Source organism: Aeromonas sp. R5-4, from assembly GCF_040908215.1.
Lineage (GTDB): Bacteria > Pseudomonadota > Gammaproteobacteria > Enterobacterales > Aeromonadaceae > Aeromonas > Aeromonas veronii.
This window is the reverse complement of sequence record NZ_JBFODG010000003.1, coordinates 15,157-29,479: the sequence shown is the minus strand read 5'-3', so window position 1 is coordinate 29,479 and position 14,323 is coordinate 15,157. Positions and strand designations below refer to the sequence as shown.

At 59.1% G+C, this 14,323-nt stretch carries 13 protein-coding genes and 1 tRNA gene; 3 read left to right on the top strand and 11 right to left on the bottom strand.

The features are described from left to right. Positions 1–39 precede the first annotated feature (39 nt). Both AB5Y83_RS01915 and ycfP read right to left on the bottom strand, forming a co-directional pair. Positions 40–1,332: an NAD(P)/FAD-dependent oxidoreductase gene (locus tag AB5Y83_RS01915; RefSeq protein ID WP_005333998.1), complete on the bottom strand. Its 1,293-nt coding sequence runs from the start codon at positions 1,330–1,332 to the stop codon at positions 40–42. Between the two features lie 74 nt (positions 1,333–1,406). Then, a complete protein-coding gene (gene ycfP / locus AB5Y83_RS01910; RefSeq protein ID WP_005334000.1) occupies positions 1,407–1,946 on the bottom strand; it encodes an alpha/beta hydrolase YcfP in 540 nt (179 codons plus the stop codon). A gap of 505 nt (positions 1,947–2,451) precedes the next feature. On the opposite strand from ycfP, the gene AB5Y83_RS01905 reads away from it, so the two are divergent. After that, positions 2,452–3,858: a nucleobase:cation symporter-2 family protein gene (locus AB5Y83_RS01905; RefSeq protein ID WP_069527695.1), complete on the top strand. Its 1,407-nt coding sequence runs from the start codon at positions 2,452–2,454 to the stop codon at positions 3,856–3,858. 63 nt (positions 3,859–3,921) lie between these two features. On the opposite strand, the gene AB5Y83_RS01900 is transcribed toward AB5Y83_RS01905, so the two are convergent. The 4 genes from AB5Y83_RS01900 to AB5Y83_RS01885 form a co-directional block, all read right to left on the bottom strand. Beyond that, positions 3,922–5,718 carry a M3 family oligoendopeptidase gene (locus tag AB5Y83_RS01900; protein WP_368174602.1) on the bottom strand — a complete coding sequence of 599 codons (1,797 nt, stop codon included), beginning with the start codon at positions 5,716–5,718 and terminating at the stop codon, positions 3,922–3,924. Positions 5,719–5,841: 123 nt separating this feature from the next. Continuing rightward, the gene (locus AB5Y83_RS01895; protein WP_368174601.1) at positions 5,842–6,762 is read right to left on the bottom strand and encodes a DUF808 domain-containing protein; all 921 of its coding nucleotides are present in this window, start codon (positions 6,760–6,762) and stop codon (positions 5,842–5,844) included. A gap of 1 nt (position 6,763) precedes the next feature. After that, the gene (locus AB5Y83_RS01890; RefSeq protein WP_368174600.1) at positions 6,764–6,904 is read right to left on the bottom strand and encodes a hypothetical protein; all 141 of its coding nucleotides are present in this window, start codon (positions 6,902–6,904) and stop codon (positions 6,764–6,766) included. A 1-nt stretch (position 6,905) separates the two neighbouring features. Further along, positions 6,906–7,046 (bottom strand): hypothetical protein, encoded by a 141-nt coding sequence (locus AB5Y83_RS01885; RefSeq protein WP_021231002.1) that lies wholly within the window; start codon positions 7,044–7,046, stop codon positions 6,906–6,908. 250 nt (positions 7,047–7,296) lie between these two features. Between AB5Y83_RS01885 and AB5Y83_RS01880 the strand changes: the two genes are divergently transcribed. Further along, entirely contained in the window at positions 7,297–7,899 is a 603-nt protein-coding gene (locus AB5Y83_RS01880) for a DUF924 family protein (RefSeq protein ID WP_368174599.1), read from the top strand. Positions 7,900–7,965: 66 nt separating this feature from the next. Here AB5Y83_RS01880 and AB5Y83_RS01875 read toward each other — a convergent pair whose 3' ends face one another. The 5 genes from AB5Y83_RS01875 to AB5Y83_RS01855 all read right to left on the bottom strand — a co-directional run bounded on the left by AB5Y83_RS01875 (position 7,966) and on the right by AB5Y83_RS01855 (position 13,330). After that, on the bottom strand, positions 7,966–9,585 hold the full coding sequence (locus AB5Y83_RS01875) for a methyl-accepting chemotaxis protein (protein WP_279487451.1): 1,620 nt from the start codon (positions 9,583–9,585) through the stop codon (positions 7,966–7,968). A 104-nt stretch (positions 9,586–9,689) separates the two neighbouring features. After that, positions 9,690–10,949, bottom strand: coding sequence for a dicarboxylate/amino acid:cation symporter (locus AB5Y83_RS01870; protein ID WP_005334018.1), 1,260 nt, complete (start codon positions 10,947–10,949; stop codon positions 9,690–9,692). A 204-nt stretch (positions 10,950–11,153) separates the two neighbouring features. Next, the gene (locus tag AB5Y83_RS01865; protein WP_201991605.1) at positions 11,154–11,585 is read right to left on the bottom strand and encodes a hypothetical protein; all 432 of its coding nucleotides are present in this window, start codon (positions 11,583–11,585) and stop codon (positions 11,154–11,156) included. Between the two features lie 212 nt (positions 11,586–11,797). After that, a tRNA-Pro gene (locus AB5Y83_RS01860) sits at positions 11,798–11,874 on the bottom strand. A gap of 112 nt (positions 11,875–11,986) precedes the next feature. Beyond that, positions 11,987–13,330, bottom strand: a complete 1,344-nt coding sequence (locus AB5Y83_RS01855) for a dihydroorotase (protein ID WP_005334027.1) — start codon at positions 13,328–13,330, stop codon at positions 11,987–11,989. Positions 13,331–13,410: 80 nt separating this feature from the next. Between AB5Y83_RS01855 and AB5Y83_RS01850 the strand changes: the two genes are divergently transcribed. Continuing rightward, a complete protein-coding gene (locus tag AB5Y83_RS01850; RefSeq protein WP_368174598.1) occupies positions 13,411–14,286 on the top strand; it encodes a 6-pyruvoyl tetrahydropterin synthase family protein in 876 nt (291 codons plus the stop codon). The last annotated feature ends 37 nt before the right edge of the window (positions 14,287–14,323 follow it).

Sequence of the window (14,323 nt, the reverse complement as noted above, 5' to 3'; positions counted from 1 at the left end):
CCTCTCCTGTTGGTATTCCGAATTCTGTCAAACCTTGGCTTAGTGCAGCTTCAGGGTCGGGCGCAGTACCCGGTTGATGCGACCCACCAGCATGATGAGGCCTGTCTTGACGTAGCCGTGCAGGGCGATCTGGTGCATCCGGTAGAGAGAGATGTAAACCAGACGGGCGATGTAACCCTCGACCATCATGGAGCCACGCATCAGGTTACCCATCAGGCTGCCCACGGTGGAGAAGCGGCTGAGGGAGACCAGCGAACCGTGGTCGTGGTAGAGGTAGGGCTTCATCTCGCCGCCGTTCATCTTGGCCAGGATGTTCTTGAACGCCTGGCTGGCCATCTGGTGGGCAGACTGGGCGCGCGGCGGCACGAACTTGCCATCCGGCTGCGGGCAGGCTGCGCAGTCACCGATAACGAAGATGTTCTCATCACGGGTAGTCTGCAGGGTCTCTTTCACCACCAGCTGGTTGATGCGGTTGGTCTCAAGACCAGCGATATCCTTCATGAAGTCAGGTGCCTTGATACCGGCCGCCCACACCATCAGGTCAGCTTCAATCAGCTCGCCATCCTTGGTGTGCAGACCGTCGCTGGTCGCTTCGGTGATCATGGTGGCGGTACGCACGTCCACACCCAGCTTTACCAATTCCTGATGAGCGGCGCCGCTGATGCGCTCCGGCAGAGCCGGCAGAATGCGCGGACCCGCTTCCACCAGGGTAACCTTCAGGCTGTCGGTGGTGAGGTTCTTGAAGCCGTAGGCGTAGAGCTGCTCGACAGCATTGTAGAGCTCGGCAGAGAGCTCGACGCCGGTGGCGCCGCCGCCGACGATGGCAATCTTCACCTTGTCGCCCGGCTTATATTCGGTGGCGAACTGCAGGAAGCGGTTCATCATGCTGTTGTGGAAACGGTGCGCCTGGGAGGGGCTATCGAGGAAAATACAGTTATCCTTGATGCCCTTGGTGTTGAAGTCGTTGGAGACAGAACCGATGGCCATCACCAGATAGTCGTAGGGCAGCTCGCGCTCGTTGACCACGATGTCGCCATTGTCGTCGTGGATCGGGGCCAGCACGATGCGTTTATCGTCACGCTTGATGTCGGTCAGGGTGCCGAGCTGGAAGTCGAAACCGTGGTTCTTGGCGTGAGACTGGTAGCTCAGAGCATCGATGCCCGCGTCCATGGAGCCGGTGGCCACTTCGTGCAGCAGGGGTTTCCACAGGTGGGTGCGGTTGCGATCGACCAGAGTGATCTTGGCCTTGTTCTTCTTGCCAAGCTTGCGACCCAGACTGGTGGCCAGCTCCAGGCCACCGGCGCCGCCGCCTACAACGACAATATTCATCATGATGATTTTCCTCGGTTCCTCAAAACGAAAGGGAGCCATTGGCTCCCTAAAACGAAATCGGTCGACGTGATGGATCAGGCTTCTTTGAAGGCCTTCATCCGCTGCAGATGATGCGAGATATTTTTGAACTTATGAGTCTCGCGCTCATCCCACACGATGTCGTAATAGTTCTTCAATTCACGTTCAGTGTCCCGATTATCGCGCACTTCATCCTGAACGGAAAGGATACACAGGCAGTTTCCTGAATTTTTCTTACGAAATTCAGTTACACACTTGGTACCGATATCGTCATATTCTTCCGGCCGGTCGATCTTGCCCTGCATGTTCTCTTCCGGATGGAGGTTGGGGTTGAAGATCACTTGGCGAATGCCGCACAGAAAGCCGATCCGCTCGCTCCAGTAGCCACCAAGACCCACGCCGCAGATCAGCGGTTTAGGATCGGTACTCATATCGAGCTGTTTTTTCACTTCCTTGAGCAGATGGCTCATATCATGACGGGGGTGAACCGTGCTGTAGTGCACGAAACGCACATCATCATCAATAAACTGCAACTGCAGCACTTTCTCGTGATTGCCTGGGCTGGTGGCATCAAAGCCATGCAGATAGATGATCATGGATAAGACCTCAGGATCTGTGTCGGTTCTATCGAAACTACCCCAGCGGCGGCCCCGTGCGCCACCAAAACATCCAACTTTCTTGCTTTGGATCACGCCCCCGCCCCCGATTGCGCCCTGCGGCCCGCGAGCGCCGTCACATGCAGAGGGGCGCATTGCGAGCAACGCTCTGGTGCCTGGCTATCAAAGTGAGATCGCCAGACCGATAATGATAAACCCCTTACCAATCTGAGATGCCCTCACCTCCTTCCCCTGCCAGCAGCCGGACACTTATCTGGCCGGTATGTGACTCATCCCGCAAAAACAAGGCGTTATCGCCAAACGTTTTCTCTCGTGAGTGGCGTTGTGCATGTTTTGTGCACTGACCCGTGCTGCACAGGATCCCTCTCACTACTGCCGAGGGATCTGGCACTTCTGTCAATACACGAGATCAATGACCGGGAAAGCTGCGGCTTTCACTATCTTGCCTGTAGCAGTTGCGCGGGCTTCAAGGAGTGATCTGTTCATGAACGAGACCAATCCCCCCTCCCCCCGACCGGGTGCGCGCAAGCGCCCGGTGGATGAAGTGGAGCGCATGCTCCCCATGGGCCAACTCTTTACCCTGGGCCTGCAACATGTGCTGGTGATGTACGCCGGCGCCGTGGCGGTGCCGCTGGTGATTGGCGGCAGTCTGGGGCTGCCCAAGGATCAAATCTCCTACCTTATCAGTTCGGATCTCTTCTGCTGCGGCATCGTCACCCTGCTGCAATGTGTCGGGATTGGCCGCTTTGCCGGGATCCGGCTGCCGGTCATCATGTCGGTCACCTTTGCCGCCGTGATGCCCATGCTGGCCATCGGAGCCAACCCGGATCTGGGGCTGACGGGCATCTTCGGTGCCACCATCGCTGCCGGTATCATTTCGACCCTGCTGGTGCCGCTGATAGGTCGGCTGATGCCACTCTTCCCCACCGTCGTCACCGGGGTGGTTATCACCTCCATCGGGATCAGCATCATGCAGGTGGGGATCGACTGGATGGCGGGGGGCAAGGGTAATCCGGAATATGGCAGCCTGCGCTATATCGGCACCAGCTTTCTGGTGCTCGTCTTTATCCTGCTGGTGACCCGCTTCACCAAGGGCTTTTTCAGCAATATCTCGGTGCTGCTCGGGATCATCTTCGGTTTCGTGGTGGCCATCGCCATGGGCGAAGTGAGCCTCGATGGCCTCGGCGAGGCAGCCTGGTTTGCCCCCATAGTGCCCTTCGCCTTCGGCTGGCCCACCTTCGATCCCATCTCCATCGCCACCCTGACGGTGATCATGCTCATCACCTTTATCGAATCCATGGGGATGTTTCTGGCCCTTGGCGACATCGTCGGCCATCCGGCCAGGCGCGGTGATATCGTACGCGGGCTGCGGGTGGATGGCATCGGCACCATTATTGGTGGGATATTCAACAGCTTCCCCCACACCTCGTTCTCCCAGAATATCGGTCTGGTGAGCGTGACCGGGGTATCGAGTCGCTGGGTCTGCGTGATGTCGGGGGGGATCCTGCTCGCCTTTGGCCTCATCCCCAAGATGTCGGTGCTGGTCGCCTCCATCCCGCCCTTCGTACTGGGGGGCGCTGGCATCGTGATGTTCGGCATGGTGCTGGCCACCGGGATCCGCATCCTGGCGCGCACCGATTACAACAGCAACCGTCACAACCTCTATATCGTCGCCATCAGTCTCGGAATTGGCATGATCCCGACGGTCTCCGGAAATTTTTTCCAACAACTTCCGGCGCAGCTACAACCGCTTTTTCATAGCGGTATTCTGTTGGCCACCATCAGTTCAGTGCTGCTCAACCTCTTCTTCAACGGCTATCAGCCTGATCTGACTCACCAGACCCGTCCTCTGTTCGTTGGTCCCATCAAACCGCAACAAAAGCAGGCATAACAAACAGGCCCCCGGACAGCGAGACTGTCCGGGGGCCTGTTGTTCATATCACCGCTGACCCAATCAGGCAGGCAACTGTGCGAAGCGTTCTATCGCCTGCGCTACTTGTGCCAGACTCCCCTGCCAGAAGGCGGCCTCACGGATATCCTGCCCCAGATGCTTGGCTACCAGATCTTCGGCGCTCATCCGGCCGGTATCGCGCAACAAGGCGCGATACGCCTCAGCGACACCCTCTTCCCCCGCCGCCTTGCGGCTCATCAACTGCTGATAGACCCCGAGGCTGAACAGATAACCGAACAGATAGGGGTAGTTGTAAAAGCCCAGCCCCGCGATGGAGAAGTGCGCCTTGGCCGCCCAGAACATGGGGTGATAGCGGGTCAGGCTCCCCTCATACCAGCGTCCCCACGCCTCGTCAGTCAACGCCTTGAGCCGCTCTGCCGACACATAACCCTGCGCCCGCTCGGCCACCAAGGCCTGCTCGAAATCGAAGCGGGCCGGGATATTGACCAGGAAGGTGGCTGCGCCGTCGGCCTCGGCCCAGGCGATGGCCAGCTGCTCTTCCGGGCTTTGCGCCTGCTCGAACAGGGCGCTGCGCACCAGGGTTTCGGCGAAGATGGAGGCGGTCTCCGCCAGCGTCATGGGGTAGCTGCGCTGACTCATCGGCAGATCGCGGATCACCCAGTTGTGCCAGGCGTGACCCAGCTCATGGGCCAGCGTAATGACATTGTCCATGGTGCCGGCATAGGTAACGAAGACCCGCGGTTCGACCGGTTCGGCAAACTTGGTGCAGTAGGCGCCGGTGCGGCGATTTGGCGTGGGCGCCGCATCAATCCACCCCTTCTCGGCCATCATGCGGGCAAACGCCCCCATCTCGGGATCGAATCGGCTAAAGGCATCGGCAATCAACTCGATCGCCTCCTCGAACGGGATCTCGCGGCTGCTGACGGCCGGAGGCGGCGCAAAGAGATCCTCCGGCCCCAAATCGTCGAGACCAAGGCGCTCGGCCATCAGCTCCAGCGCCCGCTGGCCCAACCCACGGGCTCGCCAGGTTTCGCTCATCAGGGCATCGAGGGTGGCACGCTCGATATGGCTCTGGTGGCAGGAGAGATCCAGCGCATCAAGCACACGGGTTTTGCCGCGCTGACGGGCCAGCTCCAGCCGCCAGCCGTTAAGGGCATTGAGGATGGCGGCCACCGTCTCCTGCTCCCCTTCCCAACCGGCGCTGATGGCATCAAAGGCTTCTAAACGCAGCGCACGCACCGGACTGGAGAGCAGGTTGCTCGCCTCGGCCAGCCCCATCTCGCGGCCATCAATGGTTAACCGGATCTTGCCCACCAGATCGTTGTAGAGGTTGCCCCAGGCGTGCAGGCCATCGGTACCCAGACCGATCACCAGTTGCTCCGCCTCCACCGGCAGGCGCTGATCCTGCAAACGACGCTCGTGGCGCAGGCGGTACGCCTCTTCACCGAGCAGCGGATCCGCCATCAGCGCGGCGAATTCCTCTTCCGGCAACGCCAGCATCAGATCTTCCACCGGCGCAAGCGTCTTGAACAGATCGGCATTAAGGGCGCGGGCACGGGAAGCCAGCTGTTTGGCCTGCGGATCCCGCGCATCCTGACTGCCGCGGCACGCGGCCAGAATGGCGACGTTCCAGCCGATATGGCGAATATCACGGGCGCGCAGCCGCACTTCCCGCAAAAAATCCTGCAGCGCTGCGTCAGCGTCGCGCACCCCGTCCAGACCCGCCATATAGCTGGCCAGCTCCTCCAGCGCGTGGCGGGCTGCGCGCATGTCCGCTTCCAGCTCTGGGCTGTCGAGGCCCGGGTAGATATGGTCGTTATTCCACTGTTGTTGATACATAGCTTCTCGCAAAGGCCTTTATCGGGAGGCGCAACAGACCTGCGGGCAGCAAGTCAGAGACCGGGCAACCCGAAGGCCAAAAAATGAAGAGAGGAAAAAAGAGACAATGGCCCGCAAGCTCGCTTATCCCTTGGCCGGGGCAAGACGGCTCACCAGCGTCATCACGGCAACCAGCAGCAGACCCGCCACCACACCGGCCACGGCGTTGAGCAGCGTCGGCGTCACCGCCGCCAGTACGGCCCCCACTGTGGGCAGGGTGGCGACAACAGCGGCTGCACCTTCAATCAGGTGATGGGCAAAAGGCCAGCCATGCACCAGAATGCCGCCGCCCACCATAAACATGGCGATGGTGCCGACCAGTGCCAGCAGGTGCATCAGACGGGGCGCCGTCACCAGCAGACCCTGCCCCACCGCGCGGCGCAGGGCGCTGCCATCGTGCTTTTGCAGCAGATGCAGACCGATGTCATCGAGCTTGACGATCAGCCCCACCAACCCGTAGACCCCGATGGTCATCAGCAGGGCGATGCCCGCCACTACCGAGAGCTGCAGCGTGAGGCTTGCTCCCTGTACCGTGCCAAGAGCGATGACGATGATCTCGGCAGAGAGAATAAAATCGGTGCGGATCGCCCCCTTCACCTTCTGCTGCTCAAACGCCACCAGATCATCAGGAATAGGAGCAGTGGGTGCCTCACCTTCACTCGCCTCATGGGGCAGGAACTTGTGGGCCAGCTTCTCGGCCCCCTCAAAGCAGAGGTAGGCGCCTCCCAGCATCAAGAGTGGCGTGATAAGCCAGGGCACCAGGGCACTGATGGCGATGGCGGCAGGCACCAGAATCAGCTTGTTGCGAAATGAGCCCTTGGCCACCGCCCACACCACCGGCAGCTCCCGCTCGGCACGCACCCCGGAAACCTGCTCCGCGTTGAGGGCCAGATCATCCCCCAACACCCCGGCAGTCTTCTTCGCCGCCATCTTGGTCATCAGTGCCACGTCATCAAGCACGCTGGCGATATCATCGAGCAGGGCCAACAAACTGGTTCCAGCCATATCAAAGATCCCTTATATCAGTGAGAAACGTCTTCCCGAAAAATGTCTCGTGCTTGTTCACCACGACCTTGGTCATCAGCGCCACGTCATCAAGCACGCTGGCGATATCGTCGAGCAGGGCCAACAAACTGGTTCCAGCCATATCAAAGATCCCTTATATCAGTGAGAAACGTCTTCCCGAAAAATGTCTCGCGCTTGTTCACCACGACCTTGGTCATCAGCGCCACGTCATCAAGCACGCTGGCGATATCATCGAGCAGGGCCAACAAACTGGTTCCGGCCATATCAAAGATCCCTTATATCAGTGAGAACAACCCCGGGAGAGAGGTGTACGTCCCGATAACCACCAAGGTCAACAGGACCACCTCATGGCGATCGCAGGCCATCATCGGCCGAGCCAAGAATCCGGTGCTCACCATCGGGGGTTACGTCTTTCGGGCAAAAGATGGCACAGTGTAACGAGAAGCCGCCGTTTCGGCAGCACCCCTGAGCCATTTGTTCCTGGTTCCCTCTGAATCACCTCAAGGAGTTCCCATGCAACCCTGGCAACCTCTGCTCGATCTCTGGTTTGGCGACGAAGCCGATGACGTCCTGCGGGCCACACGGCAAGCCCCGCTCTGGTGGGGAAAAAGCAGCGAAACGGATGCCCTGCTGGCCAGCCGCTTTGGCGAGCTGGCACAGGCCGCAGCCAAGGGCAGCCTCGCCCACTGGGCCGATCTCCCCAGCGGTCGGCTGGCGCTGATCCTGCTGCTTGACCAGCTGCCCCGCAATATCCATCGCGGCACGCCTGCGGCCTTTGCCCAGGATCCGCTGGCCAGGGATCTCTGCCTGAAAGGGCTATCCATCGGGGCGGACAAATCCCTCTCGCCACTGGAGCGGGTCTTCTTCTATCTGCCGCTGGAGCATGCCGAATCCCGCGAACAACAAGCCCGAAGTGTGGCCCTGTTCGAGGCACTGGCTGCCGAGCAGGCTGGCACACCGGCGCAAGCGACCTTCGCCGGATTTGCCGACTTTGCCCGCCGCCATCAGGTGATCATCGAACGCTTTGGCCGCTTCCCCCACCGCAACGACATTCTGGGTCGCACCAGCACACCGGAAGAGGCGGCATTTTTGCAGCAACCGGGCTCAGGCTTCTAAGCAGGTCATATAAAAAATCCCCGCCAGCTGGCTGGCGGGGATAGAGATGGATAACAACCGTCAGCATTACTGAATGCGGTAACGGGATATCTGCTGGTGGATGCTCTCGGTAGTGACATTGAGCTCCTCGGCGGCGGCTGAGGTCTCTTCCGCTGTGCTGCTGGTTTGCTGCACGACCTGAGCAATCTGCTCCACCTGATGAGCGATCGACTCGGCGGCCGAACTCTGCTCGCGGATGGCATTGGTGATCTCGCCCACCTGATCCATCACCCGGTGCGACGCACTGCGGATCTCGGCAATAATGGCGCCACTCTCGGTCGCCATGGTGACCCCCTGACTCACCTTCTCCTCCACCAGATGCATGCGGGAGACCGTATTGTTTGACTCCTGCTGGATCGCCTCTACCGTGGCGGAGATCTCCTGGGTGGATTGGGCTGTGCGCTCTGCCAGTTTGCGCACCTCATCCGCCACCACCGCAAAACCACGGCCGGACTCCCCGGCCCTCGCCGCTTCAATGGCCGCGTTCAAGGCCAGCAAGTTGGTCTGCCCTGCCACATCACGGATCACGTTGACCACACCGCCAATGCGCGAAATGCCCTCACCCAGCGCAATGACCTCGGCCGAGGCCTGCCGAATGGAGTCGGCTATCTCGTTGATGGCATGAACGGTGCGCTCGATGGTCCGGCCCCCTTCGGTCGCCAGCTGCCCCGACTCGTTGGTAATGCGGCTCGTCTCCTGAGTGCGCTGGGAGATATCTGTGATGCTGACCGTCATCTCTTCGACACCGGCGGCTATCAGACTGGTGGCATCATTGGCCTGATTAGCCGAGCTGGCCAAGTGTTGCGCTGCCTGAGAGAGGGATTCGGCAGTGCTCTTGATCTGCAAGCTGCCGACGGAAAATTCGGTAAATGTCTGTTGCAGCGTATCGAGCAGCCGGTTGACCGCATTGAGGGTCAGGCCAATCTCATCCTGCTGTTTCACATCAGCTCTCAGGGTAAAGTTGAGGTCGCGCTGGATCCGGGTCAGGGTATCCATGGCGGTGCGAAGGGGATTGGCCACCTGATTGAACAACCAGACAAACAGCCCCATCGTCAGTACGGTGGCACCACCGGCGATAAACAACAGGGTTTGCAGGCTGCTGTCGTAGTTCTCCTGGCCCTGCTTCTTGAGCGCCAGTCCCAAATCCATATTGAAGTTGACGTGAAGCTCGATTGCCTTGGCAAACTGCTGGAACAATCCGTATGCCTCTCCCGCCAGCATGTCTCTGGCTTCATCGTTCTTGTTTTGGCGGGAGAGCTGCAGAACCTTGTCTATCTCCTGATAATATTGCGCGACAATACGTTGATCATCGTCGGTCAGGCGCCGATCTTCATCATTGGAGAGCATCTCTGCCTTATATTTGTCGAGCAGCGAATTGATCTGTCCCCGTATCTCGGTGATACCCGTTTCAATCTGCTGCATCTTGCTTGAGTCGGTATTGAGCACATGTGTTTGCACCAGCGAGTGCAATTCATAGAAATCGGCCTGCACTTCCTTAATCAGCGCAATACTGGGCACCGTATTGTCCGTCACATAGCTCAAATCACGGTTGCCTGCCCCAAGGCGATTGATACTGAACCAACTGAGAAAAATGAGCGTCAGCATCACCAGCAGCGCTATCAGTTGCAGTCGACGAGCAATATTCATAACCGTACACTCCAGATGGAAACTATCTAGCAGTGTAGACGAGCCATAAACAACAACGGCCCGCATTGGCGGGCCGTTGTTGTTTATTTTTCATGGCGTTGTGATCAGGCTTTGGCTGGCTCACTCTCGCCCAGCGCGACGGTTTCACCCAAGCTGTCTTCGGTCTTGGCAACCACGCTGGCGGCGATGGCGTTGCCCAGCACGTTGGTGGCAGAGCGGCCCATGTCGAGGAAGTGATCGATCCCCAGCAGCAGCAGGATGCCAGCTTCCGGAATATGGAACTGGTTCAGGGTGGCGGCAATCACAACCAGAGAGGCGCGCGGTACCCCGGCCATCCCCTTGGAGGTGACCATCAGCAGCAGCAGCATGGTGATCTGCTGGGCCATGGAGAGCTCGATGCCATACGCCTGGGCAATGAACATCACCGCGAAGGTGCAGTACATCATGGAGCCGTCGAGGTTGAAGGAGTAACCCATCGGCAGCACGAAGCTGGCGATGCGCTTGTCACAACCGAACTTCTCCAGACGATCCAGGGTCTTCGGATAAGCCGCTTCGGAGCTGGCGGTCGAGAAGGCGAGCAGGATGGGTTCGCGGATCATCGCCAGCAGCTTGATGACGCGACCACGCAGGAAGACGCTGCCCATGGCGATCAGCAGCAGCCAGAGGCAGGCCAGCGCGATATAGAACTGGGCCATAAAACTGCCGTAGGTAACCAGAATACCCAGCCCCTCTTTGGCCACCATGGCGGCGATGGCGCCAAACACCGCGAACGGCGCAAAGTTCATCACATAACCGGTCACTTTCAGCATGATCTCGGCAGCGCTGGCCATCAGCACCACTACCGGCTTGGCCAGATCGCCGAGCGCGGCGGCAGCCAGACCGAAGAAGAGGGAGAAGACCACGATCTGCAGGATCTCGTTGGTGGCCATCGCCTCGACCACACTCTTGGGAATGGCGTGGGTCACAAAATCTTTCAGAGTAATGGCACCGGCAGCAATGCCCGAGCTGGCGGTGTCATTGGGCAGGGAGAGCGAGAGACCCACACCCGGCTGCATCAGGGTCACCATCACCAGACCCAGGCTCAGGGACATCAGGGAGGCAAGCATGAACCAGCCGAGGGTCTTGGCACCGATACGCCCCACGGTGCGGGTGTCACCCATCTTGGCGATACCGACCACCAGGGTAGTGAAGACCAGGGGAGCGATGATCATCTTGATCAGGCGCAGGAAGATATCGGTCAGGATCGTGATGTTATTGGCGAAATCCGCAGCCTGATCTGCGGCAAACATCCGATAGCCCTGGCCGGTGAGGATGCCAAACATCATGGAGATGAGGATGGCGACCGTCAGTTTATTCATTTTCATGGGGGAGTCCCGGTTTTGATTGGTGCAAGCCGTAAACAGTGGCGTGGGAGCCACTACAGTCCGTTTTTGTGATCCGAGCCGTTGATTCCTGGCGGCTGGTATGCTGGGAGAATGCCTAAAAGCAGGGGGTAAATCTAGAGGCTTTATCCAGAATTTTATCCTGCCATTAGGTGTATGTGATATAGATCTTGCAAACCACCAATATTAATCACTGTTTATTTTGATTTCGGCGAGATATTTCGCATTCAGAGTTCGCTCATCGAGTGCCCGTGACAACAGGCGAAAAGTGAGCAGCGCCGAGATGGTATGCTGCACCTGCATCTGGGCCATAAAGAGATCCGGTTCATCTTCGTCAAAGCCGAAGATCGGCCGTGATGGGGTCACCCTGACGGCATCGCGGTTAATGGTCAGCTCATCGACCTTGAGCCAGGAGTAACCCTCTGCCAGTGCCAGCTCCCCTGCCCGCTTGAGCACATATTTGCGGGCGGTCTCCCTGTCCACCAGATCGTTGCCGACAAACTCCAGCTGCCACTTGTCAGGGCCAAGCCGGGTCTGGGAGAAACCGGTCTGGCCGTTCCAGAATGACTTTTCACTCTCGTAAGGGGTGGCGCAGCCCACCAGCAGCAGGGTGAGCATCAGCAGACAACAGGGTTTAGATACGGATGCAGACACGAGAGGCCTCGCCAGGCAAATGAGCAACAGAGTCGTTACTACACCATAAAGCGCGGTGGCTGCACAATCGACTCACGCCAGCAGCGACCTGCACGCATCACCACTGCACGCCTGTGCGGCAAATCGCAGGCAAAAGAAAAGGCCTTGTCGTTTGACAAGGCCTTTACCGGTGAATTTGGTCGGTGTGAGAGGATTCGAACCTCCGACCCTCTACACCCCATGCAGATGCGCTACCTGGCTGCGCTACACACCGACGGAGTCAGCTCGGCTGACGGGGGCAGAGTTTATGGAGATGACCCTGCCCTGTCAACAGGGAAACGCCGCCAATTCCTAAGCCACGGTGCGTTCGCCTGCTTTGCGAACAATCAGCGGTTAAAGGTCAGCCGCTTGCCCAGGATCTGGTCAGTCACCTGCCCGTTTTGCCAGGCGATCTGGCCGTTCACCAGCGTCATCTCCACCGTGCTGTGGAAGCGGTAGCCGTTGAAAGGCGACCAGCCACAGTGGTAGAGGATGTTGTCATCGTTGACCACATAGGGCTTGCCCAGATCCAGCAGCACCAGATCGGCGAAATACCCCTCGCGGATATAACCGCGATCCTGCACCTGGAAGCGCTCGGCCACCGCATGGGAGGTCTTCTTGACGATAGTCTCCAGGGTAAACACGCCGTTGTGGTAGAGCTCCAGCAGCGCCTGCAAAGAGTGCTGCACCAACGGCACGCCGGACGGCGCCTTGAAGTAACTGTTCTGCTTCTCTTCCCAGGTGTGGGGCGCGTGGTCGGTGGCGATGATGTCGAGCACATCGTTGCGTACCGCATCCAGCAGCGCCTGCTGGTCGGCGGCACTCTTCACCGCAGGGTTGCACTTGATCAGGCTGCCCTGGGTCTCGTAATCGGCTTCATTGAAGAAGAGGTGGTGAACGCACACCTCGGCGGTGATGTTCTTGTCCTTCAGCTCGCTCAGGTCGTGGCTGGCGGTAAACAGCGACAGCTCCTTGGCCGAGGTCAGATGCAGCACGTGCAGCTTGGCACCGTATTTTTTCGCCAGCGCCACCGCCATGCTGGAGGATTTGTAGCACGCCTCGTCACTGCGAATGCGGCCGTGCTCCCCCATCGGCACATTCTCGCCCCACTTGGCCCGCGCCGCCTCTTCGGCCTTGGCGATGGTCGGGGTGTCTTCGCAGTGGGTGACAATCATCACCGGACTTTCGCGGAAGATGGCCGCCAGGGTCTCCTGATTGTCCACCAGCATGTTGCCGGTCGAGGAGCCCATAAACACTTTGACCCCGCAGGACTGCTTGGGGTCGAGACGCTTGATCTCTTCAAGGTTGTCGTTGGTGGCGCCGAGATAGAAGCTGTAGTTGGCGACGGAGGAGTTGGCGGCGATCTGGTATTTGGCTTCGAGAGCGTCGAGGGTGGTGGTCTGGGGATTGACGTTGGGCATTTCCATGAAACTGGTGGTGCCACCGGCGACGGCGGCGCGGGATTCGCTGGCGATAGTCCCCTTGTGGGTCAATCCCGGCTCCCGGAAGTGGACCTGATCATCGATCATTCCGGGGATGAGATGGCGACCTGCGGCATCGATAACCAGCGCATCGGGCGCCTCGATATCCGGGGCGATGCGGGCAATCCGTTCCCCCTCGATCAACACATCGGAGGCATAGATACGGCCTTCGTTGACCAGGGTGGCATTCTTGATAAGCAGTTTGTTCATGGGGGGTTCCAGTTCCTTTGCCGATAATCGCGGGTCATAATAGCGCAAAACTGCCCTTTCTCTGTAGCAAGGCCTGACTGATGAAGTTATTTGTAAGAGATTTGACCGTGATCGACTCCAGCTACCTGTGCGAACGCCGCGGCATGGTGGGCGAGAGCTGGCTGGTAGATATCGAAATGAGCGGTGAGCTCAACGAAATGAGCATGCTGCTGGACTTTGGCCGGGTAAAGAAGCTGATCAAATCGATCATCGATGACGAGGTGGACCACAAGCTGCTGGTGCCGACCGAGTGCCCGCTGATCCACGTCGAGACACTGGATGGTGACGAAAGCACAGTGGATCTGCTGCGCCCGGGTCGCTCCATCCATCTGCGCTGCCCATCCCAGGGCTTCGCCTTTATCCCGGCTCCGCAAGTTGATAAAGAGTCGGTGACCCGCTATCTGCTGGCGGTACTGGCCAAACGGCTGCCGGGCAATATCAAGGATCTCTCCCTGACCCTGCGTCAGGAGGCGATCACCGGCGCCTTCTACCACTACAGCCACGGCCTGAAAAAGCACGATGGCAACTGCCAGCGCATCGCCCACGGCCACCGCTCTCCCATCGAGATCCACGTCGATGGCGAGCGCGACCAGGAGCTTGAGCTCAACTGGGCCGAACGCTGGGGCGATATCTACCTCGGCACCGAGGAGGACAAGGTGGCGCTGACCGAGCTCGCTTTGAGCCCCCGCGCCAATGCCCAGCTTGGCGAGCATCACTGCGGCTTCAAATATGTGGCGCCGCAAGGGCTGTTCCAGCTGGCCATCCCCACCGCCGAGGTGGAGATGATCGACATCGACACCACGGTCGAGCTGCTGGCCTGCTACATCGCCCGCGAAGTGAAGAAGATGGTGGGCGACAAGTTCGTCAAGATTGTCGCCTATGAAGGGGTCGGCAAGGGCGCGATTGCCTACGCCTGATCCCCTTGTCACGGCCGCAATCAATAAAGAGAAGGCC